This is a genomic window from Barnesiella intestinihominis YIT 11860 (genome assembly GCF_000296465.1).
Lineage (GTDB): Bacteria > Bacteroidota > Bacteroidia > Bacteroidales > Barnesiellaceae > Barnesiella > Barnesiella intestinihominis.
Map to the genome: position 1 here is coordinate 1,197,239 of NZ_JH815203.1, position 20,553 is coordinate 1,217,791.

Genomic DNA, 20,553 nt, shown 5'->3' on the forward strand with positions numbered 1-20,553 from the left:
TTCTAAATTATAACACTTTTGATAACATGAAACGAAAATTTATTTTACTTACCCTTGTAATTGCAACATTGATTGTCCCTGCGAATTTACAAGCATTCGAATCAACTGTTGAGGAAGAATTACAAACACCGTGGGAAGGTTTCGGGTACAATCAATGGGGATTCGCCCGCGAAAGCGACGGTAACACCTTTAAGCCGTGGTCCGATGATTTATGGAAAACCGCGACAGAACGGATCCTTGCCATCAAACCTTCGTTAGTCCGCTTACCGGTAATCCGCGATTGGTTCAACAAAGACGATGATGGGAATAATCTGCCCATCGGAACTTATAATTGGGATAGCAAATACATGCAGGCCTATTTCAAAATTATGGACCTTTATAAGGAACACGACATTAAAGTTATGAGTGGTTTCTGGGGTGTCGGATATAACGGAGAGGATTATAAACAATTTTACACGACCGACGAATGCGCACAACTGCAAGCCGACCTCATCGAGTATCTTTTTAGAACAAAAGGTTACGACAAAATCATTACCAGTTATGCGCCCTCGAACGAGCCTTTGGGAGTAGGTATCTCTTACGAAGATTGGAGTACCATGATAAAAAAACTTTACGCCGAATTGGAGAAACGTGGCTTACCCACAAATTTTCTGTCGGGAGCCGATTCATGGAACGACTGGATATGGAAACCTGCACAATACAACGCAGATCAACTGTCAGCCTATGATTTCCATAACTACCTGAACGATACGCCCGACGATACTTACAACCAATTATATAATCGCACCATTGAAACGACTTTTGCAAACTATCTCGCAAATGTCTATAAATACGACAATTCCAACAAACCCGTCCATGTGTCGGAAATGGCTCCCATCGGAGTCCCTTTTATCGACTGGCCTGTTGCCGATGCTCCGGCTCATTGTCGAATCGACACCTACGAATATGCATTAGGTTTTTGGGACTACGGCATACAACTTGCCCGTTCGGGCATGGCATCGGGATTGGCTTGGGCTCTCGACGGGCTGGAACAGAATAAAAATGCCGGCATGTGGAACAATGCCGGAACTTATGGCGGTATGACTTTACGTCCCTGGTACTACACATGGCAACTGATGTGCCGTTACTTTCCCCGTGGAGCAAAAATTCTCAAAATGACCGAACTGGAAGGGCGCAAAGATATTCGTATACTCGGAGCCCGTATCGGCTCCGAAGATTACTCGTTTGTCGCAGTCAATCGACGTATGGATGCTCAAAGCAAAACACAATCCATTACCTTTAAGGTCGATTGTACCAAACCTCTTTACATTTATCGGTTCAACCGCAACAGCTGCGGAGATGGCGCTGCGTTGTCTCTTCCGTATGAAAAAATAACCGATCAAAATCTTTCTACCGGAATCACGGTGGAAGTTCCTATGGAAGAAGGTATATTCATCACTACCTTGGAACCGTTAGAGACAAATACGTCCGACACACAGTCTACTCTAACCATCGACTTTGAATCGCAAGACGGGTATATGCTTCTCGGCGACTATAACAAAGGGATTAGAACCTACATAGGTTCTAATCCCCGCAAACGAGACCCTAATACCAGCGACAATGCCGGATACTCCGAAATTCTAATTAACGACGAATACAATCCCCGAGATTGTTTCAGTACTATATTTCCGCTCAATAAAATCCTAATCAGTGAAGATTTTCCACTGCTCAATATTCAGTTGTACAGGAGTAGACCGGCAAAAATCGCCATTGCCTTACATGTTCAAAATGAAGACAGGCTATTGGGTTACGAATTCGAAATTCCTCACAGAGAATGGAGGGAATTACAACTGAACCTAACGCCTCTAATCGGTAAAACACTGGATTACATCATCATATATCCTTATAGAGATTCAGCGACGACTTCCACTCTCGACACCGAATCTTTGATTTTTGACAACATCTTTCTATCCAATACAGAAAATTCCCCTATCGATTTACAAGAAATTACAACAAACAACGACCAACAATACCGACAAATTCTGGACATCGACTTCGAATATTTGAATTCTTTTGTAAAAGTTATTCCGGCCAATTCCTCCATAATGTCTTCCATTGCTTCGAATCCCAAAATACAAGAAAACAATCCCAGCGATAAAGCCTGTCAAATAAATATATTAACAAACGATGCCGATCAAGACTTGTCCGCACAATTAAATTTATATCCATTTGTACAAGTTCCCGAAAGTAACCACAACCTGTTCTTCTCATATTACCGCCCGACAGGACAATCCGAAATCAAGATAGTCGTCAATTTCCTTTCGGGAGAAAAAGCCGTCGGGCACTTTTCCTGTAACGAGAAAAGAGAATGGTTTAGGTACGGCCTGAACTTGTCGAATCATGTCGGTCAAATCATTACAAGCATCGACATCTATCCCAATTTAAATTATTCAGACCGGCTGAACGTTCTCGACACTTCTTTCTTCGACAATTTTATATTTAGCGCCGAAGAAGTTTCGGGAATCGAATATGTAACAAACAACGACATCTCGGTAACCGCCGAAAACGGATATATTTATATTGAAGGCGTTAAAAACATGCCTGTCTATCTTTTCTCTGTCGACGGTAAATTACTGCACTTTGCAGAAAACGTAAACGGAAGTTACTCCATTCCGGCAGAGAATGGAGTACATCTCATTAAAATAGGCAATACTTCTTATAAAATAATCAACTTCTAATAATCCAGCGAAAATGGCAAAACTTTCAGATTTACATAATGCAATCGTAAAAGGGAATCTCGAACTGGCAGTTAGTACAACCCAAGAAGCGCTTCAAGAAAATATCGACCCGCAAACATTGATCAGCGATTATTTGATTAAAGGAATGGAAGAAATCGGGACTCAATTCGAAGCCGGAAAAGCCTATGTTCCCAACCTGTTGATGAGTGCCCGGGCTATGAAAGGAGCTTTGGAACTTCTTAAACCTTACATGGAAAATGACAAAAATACAATCTCTCTCGGGAAAGTTGTCATTGGAACGGTTAAAGGCGATCTGCATGACATCGGGAAAAACCTCGTAAGCTCTATGTTGGAAGGCTGTGGGTTCGAAGTAATTAATCTCGGTGTCGATGTTTCCGATGAAAAATTCGTCGAAGCCGCCAAAGAACACAAAGCGAACATTGTCTGTATGTCGGCACTTCTGACTACCACAATGGTTTATATGAAAGAAGTTATCAAAGCTTTTGAAAAAGCCGGAATCAGAAACGATGTCAAAATCATGATTGGAGGCGCTCCACTCAGTGAGAAATTTGCCGAAGAAATCGGAGCCGACGGATATAGCGACAATGCCAATGCCGCTGTAACTCTCGCCCGAAAATTATTGAACAAATAAGAGAAATGGAACATTCACTGCGGTTCGAAGAACTAAACTTGACAAAAGAAACCGTATATATAGAAATGGGGTATGGAGCAGTATCTCCCGACAAAAATGTTCGGGATTTAGTCGACAACCTGTTCCTCGTTGCAAACAACATAGTAAGACTTCGTTTTTACTTTCGAATGTTCGACGGGTATGTAAACAAGGATTGTATATGTTGTAATCAAAAAATATTTCACGTTAACCAGACTATCGCCACACTGTTGAAAAACTCCGAAAGATTCGTTTTTTTCGCTGCGACTGCCGGTATGGAATATCAAGATTTTCACAATAAACTATCGAATGCAGACGATGCATTGCTACTATTCATTTGGGATATCCTCGGTAGTTGCATTGCCGAAGCGACAGGAGACATTATGGAAAAGTTCGTGGAAACAGAATTGCCGGGAATACCCCATACTAACCGTTTTAGTCCGGGTTATTGCGGGTGGCATGTGAATGAACAGAAATTACTCTTCTCACTCTTACCCGATAATGTGTGCGGAATCACTCTCAATAGCAGTGCCCTGATGTATCCTATAAAATCTATCAGCGGAGTGATAGGCTCTGGACTTCATGTCGATACCCGCAAATACGGTTGTCAATTCTGCGAACTGGACAACTGTTATAAGAAACGAATTAAAAAATCATTTAATCATGAAACTCAATCTCAATCGGAATAAACGATATGCTATACCCATTATGACACACCCGGGAATCGAGCTCATCGAGAAAACTGTAAAAGCCGCCGTTACCGACGGCCAGACACATGCCGACGCCATTATCGCCTTGTCAGAAAATACTCCTTCCGATGCGGCGACAGTCATCATGGACCTTACCGTCGAAGCCGAAGCTTTCGGGGCAAAACTTCATTTCTCCGAAAACGATGTTCCCAGTGTTGCCGAAAGGTTGCTTCACGACAGGAACGAAGTGGAAAATCTCCGCATTCCCGATACCGATACCGCCCGTATTCCCGAATATCTGAAAGCAAACAGACTTGCGGCAGAACGAATCAATGACCGCCCGGTCTTTGCAGGTTGTATCGGACCTTATTCTTTGGCAGGTCGACTTTACGATATGTCAGAAATGATGATGGCTATTTACGTCGAACCCGATTTAGCAAAAATACTACTCTCAAAATGTTCAGAATTTATTCTCAAATACATTCGAGCTCTGAAAGAAACAGGAGTCGATGGTATCATCATGGCCGAGCCTGCCGCCGGGTTACTCAGCAACGACGATGCCACAATATTCTCGACTAATTATATAAAACCGATCGTCGAGGCCGTACAAGATGAAAACTTCCTTTTCGTATTGCACAACTGCGGAAACACAGGGCACTGTACGCAATCCATGATCGACTCAGGAGCAAGGGCTCTCCACTTCGGTAATCAATGCGACATCGTCTCCGCCCTTCAACAAGTACCGTCCGATCGCATTGTTATGGGGAATCTTGATCCAGTCGGTATTTTCAAATCGTCATCTCCGAAACAAGTCTACGACGAAACGGAGAGACTGCTGCATGTTACTACCGATTTCGACAACTTTATTATCTCAACGGGTTGCGATGTTCCTCCGGGTGTCTCCCTCGAAAACATAAATGCATTTTATCAAGCTGTCGAGATTTTTCGTAACCGACATTAAAAGTAAACGTCTGTACTTTTTACTTTGTATCCGATGAAAGACCGAACCTTTTCATTATAACAAAGCGATTGTAATAACAGAAAGAGGGCATACTCACAATGAGTATGCCCTCTTTATATTCCCCGTACTAACATTTCACCGTTTTTCTATTTTCACTTCACGAATACGAGTATTGGAGAAATAACCGTTCGGCAGCATTTCAATCTTTAAATAATTGCAATTATCGAGTTCTGTTTTCGGTGTTATGGTCGAATGGACAAAACGCCAAACAGACATTTCGGGTTCGGTAAACGACAATTCGACCTCCCTCCACTCGCAATTATCCGGCGAGACGTACACTTTGAAACGGTCGGTTATGGTTTCCACTCCCGACACCTTGATTTCAAAATAATTAAACCCGTCGAACTTATAAGTTATATAAGCATGTTCTTCATTGGTCGACGGGTGAATAGTCCCGCAATCTTCCAAAACTTTGAAGAACTGGAAATCGGGAGCAGCAGTGTTACATTCGTCATAGAATTTAGGGAAACCGTTTAATCCCAAATTATTGGAATGATCATACATACGTTGGACACCTTCCATCGGATCCATCATATATTTATCATTTTTCACAATTTCCGGTTTGCTACCTCCAATCGTAGTCAACAAAACAAAACCTTTCGCGGGGAAATCGATAACTATCCCCTTTTGAAGATTGACATCTTTCAAGACTTCTTTCACAACCGGAAAGCCTGCTGTATCGACCGGATAATCGTCCTCGAAATACACATATTTATTGATTATCGGATCGTTCACGACAGTAGGAATCTGTACGGTTACACGCTGCGCAAAATCGGCTGTATTTGTAATCGCAAATGTCAAATCTCCTGTCGGAGTCAATGCGGCCACACCATTCAAATTCTGAGTCCTATAAGAATTGGAATACAAAATTTTCGACCCTTTCGGGATATTACGCGACATCAACGACCACGTATAAAACCACAGACGTATATTCGCTTCTTCCGGTTTATTTTTCTGTTCTGCGATCGAATTCCAAAATCCCCAACGTTTCTGTTCATCGAGGTCGTCCTTATAATGCATGGCATCATCCATACCCCATGCCGCAGCAGCCGACCAGCCGGAACGCAAAGTCTGAATCAAGGCATCGGCAACGAACGTTCCATACCACCACTGGTGAATCAACGTATGCTGGTCAAGCACCTCATTATGTCCGTCACGAATACCCATTTCGCCCCAAATATTCACTTTGCTGCTGTCCTGCATTTGTGTAAAGAAACGAAACATTCGTGTCTCATCTTCCACACGATTCGTAAAAGTCCAATCTTTATTGATATACCAATGATAATCGATGACAGGAACCACACTATCCAATTCGGTCAATGTCTTATTGAACCAAACATCAGTCCCCCAATAACCTCCGTCCGGACCCACGATCTCAATATTATTCAATCCCCGTTTATCCAGTTCCGAGCGTAGATTAAGAATGGCTTTTTTCCATTTTTCCCATGAATAACCGGTTCGAGGATCATTGGCCACCAAATTTACTTCATTCCCCAAGTTAAATTGCTTGATACAAGTCATGCCCTTCTCTTTAACCAAATATTCAACCAATTCAGCTACTTGAACGGCATATCGGGAATCGTCCAATTCTATCGTATACTTAGGCATATCGACGGGGACAGCCTGTTTCCAATTCGGATTCATCGGCTTCCACCACTCTCCAAGCAACACATCGATGTCGTTATCCTTACAAAATTGAAGCTGACGATACAAGTCGTTCATGAATCGACGAGAATTAGCATACCAACGGGCATCGACTTTCGTCGAATCCATGTCCCAAAGCAATATAGGGTCGTTCCCGTCATAACCGAAACAGTAGAAATAGGGCATTATGCAACAACGAATATACCCCAGTTTCATAAATTCGACTCGTCTAAACAAACGATCCCACTGCGCCTCCGTCATCGAATCCCGGTCATTGGGTTCCCATTGCATCGCCCCTCCATAATAGTTTTCCTGCAACACAAAATCGGTATCCACAACTATCGGATTCTGAACCTCCTGTTGTTCTGTCTTGCAACCGGACAATCCGAACAAGAGTAAAATCAAATATATCAATCTTTTCATATACAATTATCTACTTTCTTAATTATCAAATATTTACTACACCTAAAAAAGACGATTTAATATCCGGGATTTTGAACCAATGCACCTCGGCTTAAATCTATATCATTTTGAGGAATGGGGAAAAGTTCTCTTTCCTTTGTATAATAACGTCCCTTATCGACATCTTCTGTCGCATAGCCGTTACTATATACAGCCGTCATAATTTCTCCATAACGTTCCTGTTGCATCAAATCCATACGGCGGATTCCCTCACAAGCGAACTCAAAGCGACGCTCGTTCCAAATAGCCAATCGCACTTCCGCCACATTATCGGAAGTTATGTCCGGTAACGATGTCGGCTTTGTGTCGGGCACATACTTTTGAATGACTCGTTTCGCATCCAACGGACTGGATTCGCGAGCTCGTTTTCTCACTTGATTCAAATACTTTCTAGCACCCACGATATCACCTTTTTCCAAACAAGCCTCGGCATACATCAACAAAACATCGGCATAACGAATGACATAAACTGTCATTTCTACATCTTGTGGATAGACCGGAGACGCCGCATTTAAAGTCTCGCTCATGGGGACAAAATGTTTACGGTCAAAGAAACGACTGGGATAATTCGCATCTCCTGTCACAAAATCATTCCCGACGAATTGGTCGCCTTGACGAACAAATGTCCAAGTAATTCGCGGATCCTCCGGGTCAAAAGCATCCAACAAATGTTGAGTCGGTAAATGAAACCCATAACCGCCATCGCTACTGGGAATAAACCAAACTCCGTTCCACCCCGTCGATTCATCCCAATTCTTTCCATTGGTGACATATTGTATCTCAAAAATCGACTCTCTCAAATTGGAATTTGGGTTCAACCATTGAGTCGCAAAATCTGGATCCAATTCATATTCTCCTTTTTGCTCGCCTTCAACCAGGACATAGAGCATTTTATAAACATTCTCAAAATCACGATTATACCAGTATGTCCTACCCAACATGGCATAAGCCGCGCCGCTCGTAACGCGCCCGGTGTCTTCCTCGGAATACTCGCTCCGTTTCGGCAAAGCCGTAGCCGCAGTAAAATCGGCTATAACCTGTTCCCAAATCTGGGCTACCGGTGTCCGGGGTTTATATATATCCGCAGGCTGTTCGGCATGCAAAAACAAAGGAACATCACCCCACAAATAAGCCAGATTAAAATACCACACGCCTCGTAACCAACGAGCCTCATTTTCATAACGCGTAAGCAATGTCTTATCGTCTTCCGTTAAATCAGTATTCTCCAAACGAAATATTTCGCTCTTGTCCAACAATGTATTTATTTGGTAAATAGCTCTATACGCCATGTTCCAAAACTGGCTCACTTTACTGTTCGTCGTAAATATATTGAATGTTTCCAACTGATAAATATTCCTCTTATCGGTAAGGCCACTGCCACCCTTCTCGCAATCATCGGATGCACAATCGTTGATAAACATCAACTCCAAGCTCATATCGTTCCAACTATCCTTCATATAGAAATAGCAGGCCGTCAATGCTTGATTGATCTCTTCGAGATTATTGTAAAATTCCGTGTCTTCTCGACCTCCGTACATAGTCGTATCCAAATCCTCATCTGTACATGAAGGAAGAAGGAACAACGAGCCTAACAATATATATAGTATTCTCCACCTTAGTTTCATAACTGTAATCGTTTAAAATTGAACATTGACCCCTACTGTAAATGTGCGAGGATTAGGATACCCCAAATTCTCTATACCCATATTCAAAGCATTGCCATTTGGGACTTCCGGGTCCATATATTTGAATTTTGTAAATGTAAACAGATTTTCTCCGCTCACATATAATCGCAAAGAACTAAACACCTTCGTAGCTTCGACTATTTTCTTCGGGAATGTATAGCCAATCTGTACAGTTTTTATTTTACAGAAGCTACCGTTCTGCACATACCATGACGAATTTCTATAATTATCATTATCATCTTTTCTGGTAATTCCGAATACATCGGTTTTATCACCGGGATTCCGCCACGCATCTGTGTAAGTTTCGGCTAATAAATTCGTTATACTCGTCTGCCTGAGAAGAGCTTTTGTCCCTACCCAAATATCATTACCGGCAACACCTTGAAAATAAAGAGCAAAATCGATTCCTTTATATCCCAATTCGATATTTCCTCCATAAATCACATCGGGGTTGGGGTTTCCTATATAATCCCGGTCATTGCTATCCAGCGTATTATCGCCATTAAGATTCCTGAAACGAGCATCGCCGGGTTCTGCAAGAGGTTGAAGCAAAGTCTTCCCATCGGCTCCTACATGGGCGAGAACCTCTTCTTTCGACTGGAAAATGCCATCATAAACATATCCATAAAAGCGTCCGAATTCTTCTCCGATTTCGTTCTTCGAGACAGTACCCCAAATCGGATCGTTCGTTCCGGTTTCAACCAATTTATTTTTTTGGAAAGTAAAGTTTGCGCTCACAGAATAACGGAAGTCGCCGACCTTCCCTTGATACCCGATCAAAAATTCCAAACCCCGGTTTTCTACGGAACCGGCATTCACCCACGGGGTTGTAGGATAACCGGCCATTCCCGGTAACGGATTCTGCATTAACATATCCCGTGTCGTCTTAATGTAAGCATCTGCCGACAACGTCAATGAGTTTTTAAAGAAACCCAAGTCGACTCCTATATTACCTTGCTCCACTGTTTCCCACTTAATATCTTTATTTCCCTTAGATGTAGAGGCATAAGCCTTCAACAGATTCAAACCGCTGTTAAACCCATACACCCATGTATCATAAGTAGAAACGACATCGGCATAAGCGAACGAAGGAATGTTTTGATTCCCGATTTGTCCCCAACCACCACGCAGTTTAACCGCACTCAATACATTCTGATTCCAATCTTTATAAAACTCCTCCTGATCTATACGCCAACCCAAAGAAAAAGACGGAAATGTCCCCCAACGGTTGCCCGGTGCAAATTTCGAGGAACCGTCGGCTCTGACACTGACAGTCGCCAAATAGCGGTCTGCATAGTTGTAATTTATACGCCCAAGATAAGAAATCAAATAGTTTTCATAACGGCTACCCGTAGAAGTTCCCTCTTTCGTCCCGGCTCCCACGATTTGGAAAGCATCGGAATTACTCGGCGTATTCAACCGCTCTGCCGTAAAAGAACGACCGGTATAGGCTTCCCACGTGAAACCTGCCACCGCCGAAATAGAATGTTTCCCAAATTGATTATTATAACTCAACGTATTTTGAAATGTATAATTCAGTTCCGTAGAACTCGTATTGGCGACACTGTTTTCCAACAAAAATTTACTCTCCACATTCGTACACATATTATATGGAGTATCATTCGGCCTCAAATCAAAAAACGGGTTAAACTCGGTATAGGTATATTCCGGTAACTCAAAACCCAACATAGTCTTAAAGTCCAGACCCTTTAATCCCAAATTGATATTTAAGTAGGCCGTACCGTCGATATTACGATTCAAATGTTCCTTTTTCTGTCGGTTCAATTTTGCAACAGGATTCGAATAATAGCTGTATTGAGATCCCATATATTTATTAAATTCATAATTAGGATCCTGCTTATCTGCATTTTTGGCATAAATCGGTGAAAACGGATCCGGTAACAATATTTCATTAATCGGAGTGTTCAAATCATGACTTTTGACATAGGCTGCACCTAAGGTCTGACCGATCGTTATCCATTTATTAAACTTGTATTCGTTGTTCACACGCAATGTAATACGCTCATAATCCGATGTCATTACAATACCCTCTTGATTCAAATAACCTATGCTGAAATGGCTGGTCAATTTATCCGTACCGCCACTGACCGATAAGTTATAGCTGTGTTTAAACGCTGTTTGAGTGGTTTCATTCCACCAATCGGTATCATAGACATTTATATCCGTCGGCTCGCCATATTCGTCGACAGGGCCCAAGCCTTCTCCATCGAGATGATAAAGTCGGGTAATATTTCTAGGCATCCGCATTCCGTCATTTTCATACGCCTCTTCCAAAAAGCCATACAACTGATCGCTATTCATCATATGCACTCGATTAATTGCATTTGACCAACCGAATGACGCATCAAACGTGATACTGGTTTTACCGGATTTACCTTTCTTCGTAGTAATTAAAATAACGCCATTGGCTCCACGAGAACCATAAATGGCAGTGGCCGAAGCATCTTTCAATACCTCAACATTTTCAATATCGATAGGATTAATAGTATTCACACTGCTCTCTTCCATAGGTTGCCCGTCCACGACATACAACGGGGTTAAATCGGTTGAAATAGAACCATAACCACGAATACGAATCGTAGCTCCTGCCCCCGGAGTTCCAGAATTGGACGTGACATAAACTCCCGGAGCTTTACCTTGTAGAGACTGGGTAATATTCGTGTCGCCTGTTTTTACGATATCTTCTCCCTTTACAGAAGAGAGAGAACCGGTTAAATCGCTTTTTTTCTGTGTACCGTACCCGATAACTACAACATCATCTAAGATAACTTGATTTTCCGACATCGTAACCGACATCGTTTTACCATTCACGGTCACCACTTTGGTGTCATAACCGATATAACGAAATTCCAGACTTTGTCCGTCCTCTGCCTTTACAGAAAAACGTCCATCTGCATCGGTCATCGTTCCTATATTTGTTCCTTTGACAAAGACGCTCACTCCCACGAGTGGTTCTTGTCCTGAATTAAAAACACTACCGGAAACAATACCACTATTATTTTGACCCGATATTTCCAAAGGAGATATCGACAATATCAAAATAACAGATAAAAATTGCCATAATTTCATCATTCCTTGATTTTAAATTTATATGGGGATAAAGGCATCTTGAATTCTTTAATATCCCACACCCGAAAACAATATAATAACTTTAATATGCCAAATTCTTCAAGACTGTATCACCGACTTTACAAGCTACAAAACAGTATATCTGCCAGCCTCTCCAAGAAAATTCATCGACATTATCCTCTAATTTGCATGGTTTTAAAACATCGACTACAAGTAATGTCGAATATACAGATATTATCCAAACAAACAGTATCTATCACATAGTACCATTTATTCTCATTCCATAAAAATAAAATAGCCTATAACTCCCTCCAAGCCAAAAACTACCGCCGATTTTTATATTATCTTAAAGGAAAGGTGTACCAAAAAGAATTTTTTGGTACACCTTTCAAAATTCATCAATAGACTACAATTTTAGACGTAGTATCGCCGATCTTTACCAAATAAATACCCCGTTCGATATCTATTTGCAAAAACCCATTCAACGCATATTTCCCTATTTCCATTCCAGAAACCGAATATACACTCATTTCACCGGCTTCGCCTTCCACATAGAGCGCACCTTTACCACCCCAGACTTTCGATGTCGAAACGACATTGTCGGCTATGCCAGAAGATGTAGCGACATCGGAGATATAGATATTATCGAGGTATGTAGTTTCTGCTACCGCAACATTGTCGGTTCCGAATTTTTCATTCGGAGAGAAATAGAATTGCTTGAAAGTAGACCCAATATATTCTTCTAAATCGATCACTACTTCCTGCCAATTTTCCGATCCGGTAAATGGAATTTCTTGATTCTTATATGAACATGTACCACCCCAAGTTTCCATTCCGAATACAGAATTCTCATTTCTCAAAATACTGAAATGCAAATAACGACCGTCGGTCTCGGTAATCTCGGTCAATTGCTCTTCTTCGCCAGACAACAAACCGATGGCTACACCAAACCAATCGGCGTTGTCCCACCCCCAATTCGGGTCGGTTGGGTCTTGTACAATCTTCAACACCTTGTCGCTACCATTGACCGCATCTTTTTTAGGATTATCTACCACTTCGATCGTAGAAGATGCATTTTGGGAACCCGCCATATCGATGCTATAATTCTCGGTTTCAAAGTCGACAGAAAACTCGGTCGGCACAATCATTAAATAAGGAGGTTTGACATATTCATACGAGTCTCCGCCTTCATAAAAAATTTCTGTACGACGATAGCACGGAATCCAGTTAGCCACTTCTTCATTGGCAACCATCGTCACTTTAATCTCTTTTACTCCCTCAGGCAAAGCACCTTGATACCAAACATCGATCCAATAGTTATTTCCTAAAACTGCATCATAAGATTTTTCAACCTTCATGTCGGGGACCTCTTGATAATTCAGCTCATCGGTTGAATACTCGATTTTAATAAACTGGTCGAAATCCATACGATCATTGGGGACCAGCACATTAACTATGAATCCGGTTAAATTTTTATTTCCCCAAATGTCTCTATTAAATATAAATGCAGTAGGAGTAGAAGCCGATGACTTTTGTACATAACTACCATCTCCATAATAGGCATCCGCTGCATCATTGAACAAAGCACTACCACCTTCGATATAACAATCACGCTCCACATCGGCCTGTGTCATTTCATTCACATAGGTCTGCGCATTAACATTCACTGATGCTAATACCATTCCCACAGCAACTAAATTGAAAATTTTTTTCATGATAATTTATTTTTACGGGTTAATAATTTTTCTTAGAAAAACCACCAATACTCTAATAATGCAATTATAATCAAAGCAATACTGATGTATCTAAAATTTTTATACCAGGGAACTGTTTTCAATTCCCTCGTATCGTCTTGCCAAACGGATTTATTCCATGTATAAGTTTCGACATCGGTCTCTTTATTCCTATCGCACTTGCTCACGATAATATTCACAAGGACACTCAAAATCAACAAAATGGGAACCCACAACAAAAAGTGAAACGGTACGACGCCTCCGAATCCGAATTTATAAGTCATGATTAATGCCGACATAGCCAATCCCGACATTAAACCGGCAAATGCACCGTTGCGAGTAGAACCCTTCCAAAACAGGCCGACTAAAAACGTCCCGACAATTGGAGGAGCCAGATAAGAAGAGAACTCTTGATAATAGGCGACTAACGATGCAAACTTACCGATCAACGGGGCCCACAATACAGCTACGACCAAAGTAATAAAAGAAGTCCACTGACCTACGCGCACCAAATGCCGGGGGCTGGATTCCGGCCTCCACGACTTATAAAAGTCCATTGTAAACAAAGTAGATACAGAGCTTAATGTCGCACTCAGAGTCGATGTCAGAGCAGAAACCATACAGGCAATCATCACACCAATCAAACCGACAGGCAACAACTTCAAAATCAATCGAGGATATACTTCATTCGTATCGATTCCATATTGAGCCCGCAATGTATTTCCATCTATAATTTCATTGGGCAACGTATCACCCACACCGAACAGATCGATCATTCTGCCCACCATTCCCGGAGCTATGAAAATAAACAAAGTAAACACGTACAAAAAAGCCACGAATAAAAAGCCCAATCGACCCTCATTTACAGTCTTGGCCGACATAACTCGCTGTACTATGACTTGATTATTTCCCCAAAAATAAAATCCCAAAATAGGAATAGACAAAAAAATGGAAAACCAGGGAACCGTAGTATCCGAATTCGGACGAATCAAATTTAACCAAACTCCATCATGGAAATGTTCTACAAAATTTTCCCAGCCTCCGACCGAATTAAAACAAAATATCGACAGCAACACCGACCCTGCAATCAATATTATGGATTGTATCATATCGGCATTGATGGCAGAAGACAATCCCCCTATAATTGTATAAGTACCCGCCATCAAAGCCATTCCTATAATAATCCACATCATATCTATCTCGGGAAAAATAATTTTCAGAATCAAAGCCCCTGTATACAAAGCAGCTCCGGCATCCAAAAACACATTGCCGATAATAGTGATGAACGAAAAATACTTCCGTGAACGATTATCAAAACGCCTTCCCAAATACTCGGGTATCGTATATATACCCGATTTAATATAAAACGGAAGGAAGAATAACGACACAAAAATTATTACGAATATAGCCCCGACATTATAATTAAATACCGCAATACCACTTATAAAACCCTCGCCAGAGTGCCCCATAAGTGTCGAGCTGCTCACACTAGCGGCAAACAAAGAGGACCCAACAACAAACCAATTTTGAGATTTTCCGGCTAAAAAATACTCACTGGCATTTTCATTCTTCCTGTTTTTAAGAGCCCACCAAATGATTCCCACTACAAAAAGAAGTATGACAACTATATCGATATTTGATATATTCAGTTCCATGGGGTATCTTATTTTTTTCTGCTATTCGATTTCACGAAATCGATCAATTCTTGAAAATCACACGTAGCCAAGTTCACCCATTGATCAGAAGCACCATAATAGACATACAAAATATTATCCTTAACTACGGCCCCTGTCGGAAAAACTACCCCCCAACGATATAAACCCTGCGTCTCTTCATACGTTTCCGGTTCAAGAATAAAATCTTTTGTTCTATACAATACCCTTGTCGGATCATTCAAATCGAGAAGAGCGGCGCCAACGCGATAGGTAAAGTTCGCATCTACTCCATGATAAAGCAAAAACCACCCGTCGTCAGTCTTAATAGGAGGAGTATTCCCCCCGATTTTAACCTCCCAATCCTCTTCACCCTTCATCAATAATTTACTCTCGGTATTCCACATCATCAAATCGTCTGAACTCTTTATCCAGATAGAAGGATAATCTGTTCCATAATTACCGTTTGCATTCACATAATCTTTCGGGCGATGAAGCATCCAATATTTCCCGTTTATTTTCTCCGGGAACAAAATCACATCACGATCATCCAACGAAGGCTCTGTCAAACGCCCCACTTTCTTAAAATGGAGCATATCTCGCGATACGGCGAGCGCCGTATTACTGATATTCTCCCTCAAACACTTCGGAGCATTCGGATCATGTTCCGGCGCTTCCACCTGATCATAATCATTCTTCCAATATTGACTAGCAAAATACGGGCGAAAAGCATATGTTACGAAAAACTCACTCCCCATTTTCACGATACGTGGATCCTCGTTTGAACCAGCATCAAACGAATCTTTACCCGGTGAAAAAACCGGCTCTTTCGAAACACGCTTAAAATGGATACCGTCTGTACTTTCTGCCTTGCCTATATATACAAGATGTTCTATATCATTTCCGGCCGCCCTATAAAGCATGTGAAAAACGCCATTATCATATATTACCCCCGGATTACACACAACTAAACTTTCCCAATAATTCTCAGGATTAGGCGACAATATCGGATTACCCTCGTATTTCTTTAATTTCATAATATTTTATATATTTATTTCATCGACAAAATTAAGCGAAATTTCACATCACACTTAATACATTTTAGTCAAATACCTATATTATATTGAATAATATTATGCAATTTTTTATCATAATACATCAAAATACTATTATATAAAACAATATATTTCTATAAATCAAATAATTACAAAATTAAACTATAAATAATAATCATATATATTATTGACAACACCCAAATTATTTTATATATTTGTACTATATATTAAATTGCTCCGATTATGAAAAATATACAACACGAAATCACCCCGATTAATGAAGACGATCTCTTCATTATACTCAATCACCCAAAAGCCGATTTTGATTATCCCATACATTTCCATTCCGATTTCGAACTAAACTTAGTCCTATGGGATTTTGGACGCCGCATTGTAGGAGATTCCATCGAACCTTTCGAAGAGGTCGATTTAGTACTGACTGGTCCCAATGTTCCACACAAATGGGAAGGCAACAATGTCGAGAGCAACCATGTCATCACTATACAATTTCACGAACAGCTCCTAACATTCCCCATTCTTCAAAAACGCATGTTCTCCTCGATAAAAGATATGTTGGAAAAATCGAAAAGAGGAATCCAATTCACAGAAAACAAAAATTCCGATATTGTCAAAAGAATAATCGCCATGACTCAAATGACGGGATTCAACGTTTGTCTCGAATTCTTTGCCCTACTCTATGACCTATCGACCAATCCGCGCCAAAGAATTTTAGCCAGTGGAACCTTCGACAACGATAGCATACTCAGAGATTCAAAAAGCCGGCGAATCGCGAAAATCAACGAGTACATAAACAACAACTACATGAATCCCATCAAATTATGCGATATAGCCCAATTAGTCTCTATGAGTGATTCCGCTCTAAGCCACTTTTTCAAGAAAAGGACAAATCGAAATATTGTAGATTACATTAATGACATACGAATCAGTAATGCCACAAAAATGTTATTCGAGACGACAAATTCCATTAGCGAAATCGCATTCCTATGCGGGTTCAACAACATCTCAAACTTCAACCGTATCTTTAAAAAAAATAAAGGAAAAACGCCCTCGGAATACAGGGAATCGATACAAAAGATTATGATTAAATATTAATAACATCGATCTATAACATTCTTAATCAAAAAAGTCTATACAAATACACAACTTATGAATTCTAAAAAAGATAAGTATAAAAAGAGAATCAGAATAGTGAGATATTCACGGCATTAAATATTATTTCCGAAAGGCTAGCACAAACATTCATTAAAATATTTAATGTCTATATACGAATAATCTCCACTTGAAGAAAGATATAAGATAGATCAAAAGGCAATAAAAAAGTCTCACAAATATTAGACTTGTGAGACTTTCTACTTATTTTAGTATTTAGCGGAGAGAGAGGGATTCGAACCCCCGGAACCTCTCAGTTCAACGGTTTTCAAGACCGCCGCAATCGACCACTCTGCCATCTCTCCATAGTCGACTTCTCTATTTGAGCGGTGCAAAGATACGACTTATATTCGAAAAATAAAAAAGATTTCATATTTTTTCTATCGACACCTCACTCTTAACAGTACACTTCTCTCATAAATACTCAAAATAGCTCCTATTTCAATAAATGTGTCACCCTTCTCTGCTCATCTAGTACGATAGAGAAGGTGGCACACAGAGACGAAGTGATTAGAAAATACCAACAATTACTATTACGTTCCTACGTTTTACATCGCAGACGAAAAGGAGCACGAGGGCGGTATCTATCCCAACGAAGTCGAAGCTATCTTCAAAAAGGCTTTGGTACAAGAATAAGGTTCAATCGAAATCACCATCAAAGGTAATTTGTTATATCTTCGATATGATTTAATTGGATAAAGTTCCTGTATTCTACCTTTCCCTCATATTGCTCGTATGCCCAAGTGACATGATGGGGTACATGAGCGGCATAACCTCCGAGTTCCAATACAGGAATGATATCGGATTTTATTGAATTTCCTATCATGAGAAATTTCTCAGGGGAACATTCCAATTTACCAAGTAGCTTTTTATAGTCTGCCTTTTTCTTATCGCTCATTATTTCTATATGGGTAAAATATTCTTGCAACCCGGAATTTGCAATTTTTCTTTGTTGGTCAAACAGGTCTCCCTTAGTCGCTAACACCAATTTATATTTCCCTTGAAATGCCGATAAAACCTCTTTTACTCCATTCAGCAATGTAACCGGCCTTTGCAAAAGCTCTTGACCTAATTCAATGATTTTGTTTACAAGACCGATATTTCCTTCTCCTTCCGTCACTTTACAAATTGTCTCAATCATACTAAGCATCATGCTTTTCAATCCATAGCCATACATATGGAGATTTTTCATTTCCACTTTAAATAAATCTTCCGATATAGATGACGACATCTGATAGGGACTGAGGAGATTACAAAATTCCTTTTCAAATTCTTGAAAATACAATTCATTCTCCCAAAGCGTGTCGTCGGCATCGAAAGCTATGTATTCGATCGTTTTTTTCATAGGTCATTTTCTTAATCGTAATAATCGGATAATTTTCCCACCGTTTCATCTGCCCCTCCGACTTTTGGATAGGACTGGGGTTGTGAGTCCTATATACAAAAAGAGAGAAAGCCGAAGGGGTTCTCCCTCTCCGGCTCTCTCTCCTATAAGTTGGCGGCTACCTACTCTCCCACTTGCGCAGTACCATCGGCGTGGCGGGGCTTAACTTCTCTGTTCGGAATGGGTAGAGGTGGATCCCCCGCGCTGTAACCGCCTGAATGTCTCGATCCTTGACGAAAAAAAAGAGTCTTTCGCAATCTCTGCCTCCCTTATCTACCCTCGACGTCTCGCACTTCCGAAAGTTTCGGGCTATTAGTACCGCTCGGCTGTGACATTGCTGCCTGTACACCTGCGGCCTATCTACGTCATCGTCTTTGACGTCCCTATATGGAAATCTTATCTTGGAGTGGGCTTCGCACTTAGATGCTTTCAGCGCTTATCCCTTCCAGACTTAGCTACTCGGCTGTGCTCCTGGCGGAACAACCGATGCACCAGGGGTCTGTCCAACACGGTCCTCTCGTACTAGTGTCGGATCTCCGCAAATTTCCTGCGCCCACAACAGATAGAGACCGAACTGTCTCACGACGTTCTGAACCCAGCTCGCGTGCCACTTTAATGGGCGAACAGCCCAACCCTTGGGACCTTCTCCAGCCCCAGGATGTGACGAGCCGACATCGAGGTGCCAAACCACTCCGTCGATATGAGCTCTTGGGAGGGATCAGCCTGTTATCCCCGGAGTACCTTTTATCCTTTGAGCGATGGCCCTTCCATGCGGAACCACCGGATCACTATGCTCTAGTTTCCTACCTGATCGACTTGTGGGTCTCTCAGTCAAGCACCCTTGTGCCATTACACTCTCCGACCGGTTACCAATCGGTCTGAGGGTACCTTTAGAAGCCTCCGTTACGCTTTTGGAGGCGACCACCCCAGTCAAACTACCCACCAAACAGTGTCCTCGCTACAGCGAGTTAGCGCTCAAACATTCGAAGGTCCGTATTTCAACAGCGGCTCCTCGACGACTGGCGTCGCCGACTCGTAGCCTCCGGACTATCCTACACATCAAATGCCCAAACGCAATGCTAAGTTGCAGTAAAGGTTCACGGGGTCTTTTCGTCCCGTTGCGGGTAATCGGCATCTTCACCGATACTACAATTTCACCGAAGTCACGGTTGAGACAGTGTCCAGATCATTACACCATTCGTGCAGGTCGGAACTTACCCGACAAGGAATTTCGCTACCTTAGGACCGTTATAGTTACGGCCGCCGTTTACCGGGGCTTCAATTCAAGCCTTCTCTTGCGATAAGCTCTCCTCTTAACCTTCCGGCACCGGGCAGGTGTCAGGCTGTATACTTCATCTTCAAATTTTGCACAGCCCTGTGTTTTTGTTAAACAGTTGCCTGGACCTATTCTCTGCGCCCCATCTTACTGGGGACCCTTTTTCCCGAGGTTACAGGGTCAATTTGCCTAGTTCCTTAACCGTGAGTCTTTCGAGCGCCTTGGTATATTCTACCCGACTACGTGTGTCCGTTTGGGGTACGGGTGGATATAGAATATGCTTAGCGGATTTTCTTGGGAGCCTG

At 41.5% G+C, this 20,553-nt stretch carries 12 protein-coding genes, 1 tRNA gene and 2 rRNA genes; 5 read left to right on the forward strand and 10 right to left on the reverse strand.

What is annotated here, in order from left to right; genetic code table 11:
• Positions 1-26: 26 nt before the first annotated feature.
• Genes HMPREF9448_RS04675 through HMPREF9448_RS04690 form a run of 4 tightly spaced genes read left to right on the forward strand, consistent with a single transcriptional unit; the run spans position 27 to position 5,037 of the window.
• Positions 27-2,717, forward strand: a complete 2,691-nt coding sequence (locus HMPREF9448_RS04675) for a hypothetical protein (RefSeq protein WP_008861447.1) — start codon at positions 27-29, stop codon at positions 2,715-2,717.
• Between the two features lie 13 nt (positions 2,718-2,730).
• Positions 2,731-3,369, forward strand: a complete 639-nt coding sequence (locus tag HMPREF9448_RS04680) for a corrinoid protein (protein ID WP_008861448.1) — start codon at positions 2,731-2,733, stop codon at positions 3,367-3,369.
• A gap of 5 nt (positions 3,370-3,374) precedes the next feature.
• A complete protein-coding gene (locus HMPREF9448_RS04685) occupies positions 3,375-4,076 on the forward strand; it encodes a vitamin B12 dependent-methionine synthase activation domain-containing protein (RefSeq protein ID WP_008861449.1) in 702 nt (233 codons plus the stop codon).
• On the forward strand, positions 4,051-5,037 hold the full coding sequence (locus HMPREF9448_RS04690) for a methylcobamide--CoM methyltransferase (RefSeq protein ID WP_008861450.1): 987 nt from the start codon (positions 4,051-4,053) through the stop codon (positions 5,035-5,037). The genes HMPREF9448_RS04685 and HMPREF9448_RS04690 overlap by 26 nt, the downstream gene beginning before the upstream one ends.
• Positions 5,038-5,172: 135 nt before the next feature.
• Here HMPREF9448_RS04690 and HMPREF9448_RS04695 read toward each other — a convergent pair whose 3' ends face one another.
• The 6 genes from HMPREF9448_RS04695 to HMPREF9448_RS04720 form a co-directional block, all read right to left on the reverse strand.
• Positions 5,173-7,164, reverse strand: a complete 1,992-nt coding sequence (locus HMPREF9448_RS04695) for a glycoside hydrolase (RefSeq protein ID WP_008861451.1) — start codon at positions 7,162-7,164, stop codon at positions 5,173-5,175.
• Between the two features lie 56 nt (positions 7,165-7,220).
• Positions 7,221-8,828: a RagB/SusD family nutrient uptake outer membrane protein gene (locus HMPREF9448_RS04700; protein ID WP_008861452.1), complete on the reverse strand. Its 1,608-nt coding sequence runs from the start codon at positions 8,826-8,828 to the stop codon at positions 7,221-7,223.
• A 12-nt stretch (positions 8,829-8,840) separates the two neighbouring features.
• A complete protein-coding gene (locus HMPREF9448_RS04705; protein WP_040295884.1) occupies positions 8,841-11,981 on the reverse strand; it encodes a SusC/RagA family TonB-linked outer membrane protein in 3,141 nt (1,046 codons plus the stop codon).
• Between the two features lie 395 nt (positions 11,982-12,376).
• Positions 12,377-13,693 (reverse strand): hypothetical protein, encoded by a 1,317-nt coding sequence (locus HMPREF9448_RS04710; RefSeq protein ID WP_008861454.1) that lies wholly within the window; start codon positions 13,691-13,693, stop codon positions 12,377-12,379.
• Between the two features lie 32 nt (positions 13,694-13,725).
• Positions 13,726-15,366, reverse strand: a complete 1,641-nt coding sequence (locus tag HMPREF9448_RS04715; RefSeq protein ID WP_008861455.1) for a sodium:solute symporter — start codon at positions 15,364-15,366, stop codon at positions 13,726-13,728.
• A gap of 8 nt (positions 15,367-15,374) precedes the next feature.
• Positions 15,375-16,400, reverse strand: coding sequence for a glycoside hydrolase family 130 protein (locus HMPREF9448_RS04720; protein WP_008861456.1), 1,026 nt, complete (start codon positions 16,398-16,400; stop codon positions 15,375-15,377).
• A 261-nt stretch (positions 16,401-16,661) separates the two neighbouring features.
• Here HMPREF9448_RS04720 and HMPREF9448_RS04725 point away from each other — a divergent pair, with 261 nt between their 5' ends.
• Positions 16,662-17,531: an AraC family transcriptional regulator gene (locus HMPREF9448_RS04725; RefSeq protein ID WP_008861457.1), complete on the forward strand. Its 870-nt coding sequence runs from the start codon at positions 16,662-16,664 to the stop codon at positions 17,529-17,531.
• A gap of 277 nt (positions 17,532-17,808) precedes the next feature.
• Here HMPREF9448_RS04725 and HMPREF9448_RS04730 read toward each other — a convergent pair.
• From HMPREF9448_RS04730 to HMPREF9448_RS04745, 4 genes are all read right to left on the reverse strand, one after another.
• Positions 17,809-17,893 (reverse strand) — tRNA-Ser (locus HMPREF9448_RS04730).
• A 350-nt stretch (positions 17,894-18,243) separates the two neighbouring features.
• Complete coding sequence (locus tag HMPREF9448_RS04735; protein WP_008861458.1) at positions 18,244-18,933, reverse strand: HAD family hydrolase; 690 nt, start codon at positions 18,931-18,933, stop codon at positions 18,244-18,246.
• Between the two features lie 148 nt (positions 18,934-19,081).
• Positions 19,082-19,190: ribosomal RNA gene (rrf, locus tag HMPREF9448_RS04740) — 5S ribosomal RNA — on the reverse strand.
• A 73-nt stretch (positions 19,191-19,263) separates the two neighbouring features.
• Positions 19,264-20,553, reverse strand: a 23S ribosomal RNA gene (locus HMPREF9448_RS04745); the annotation flags it as partial.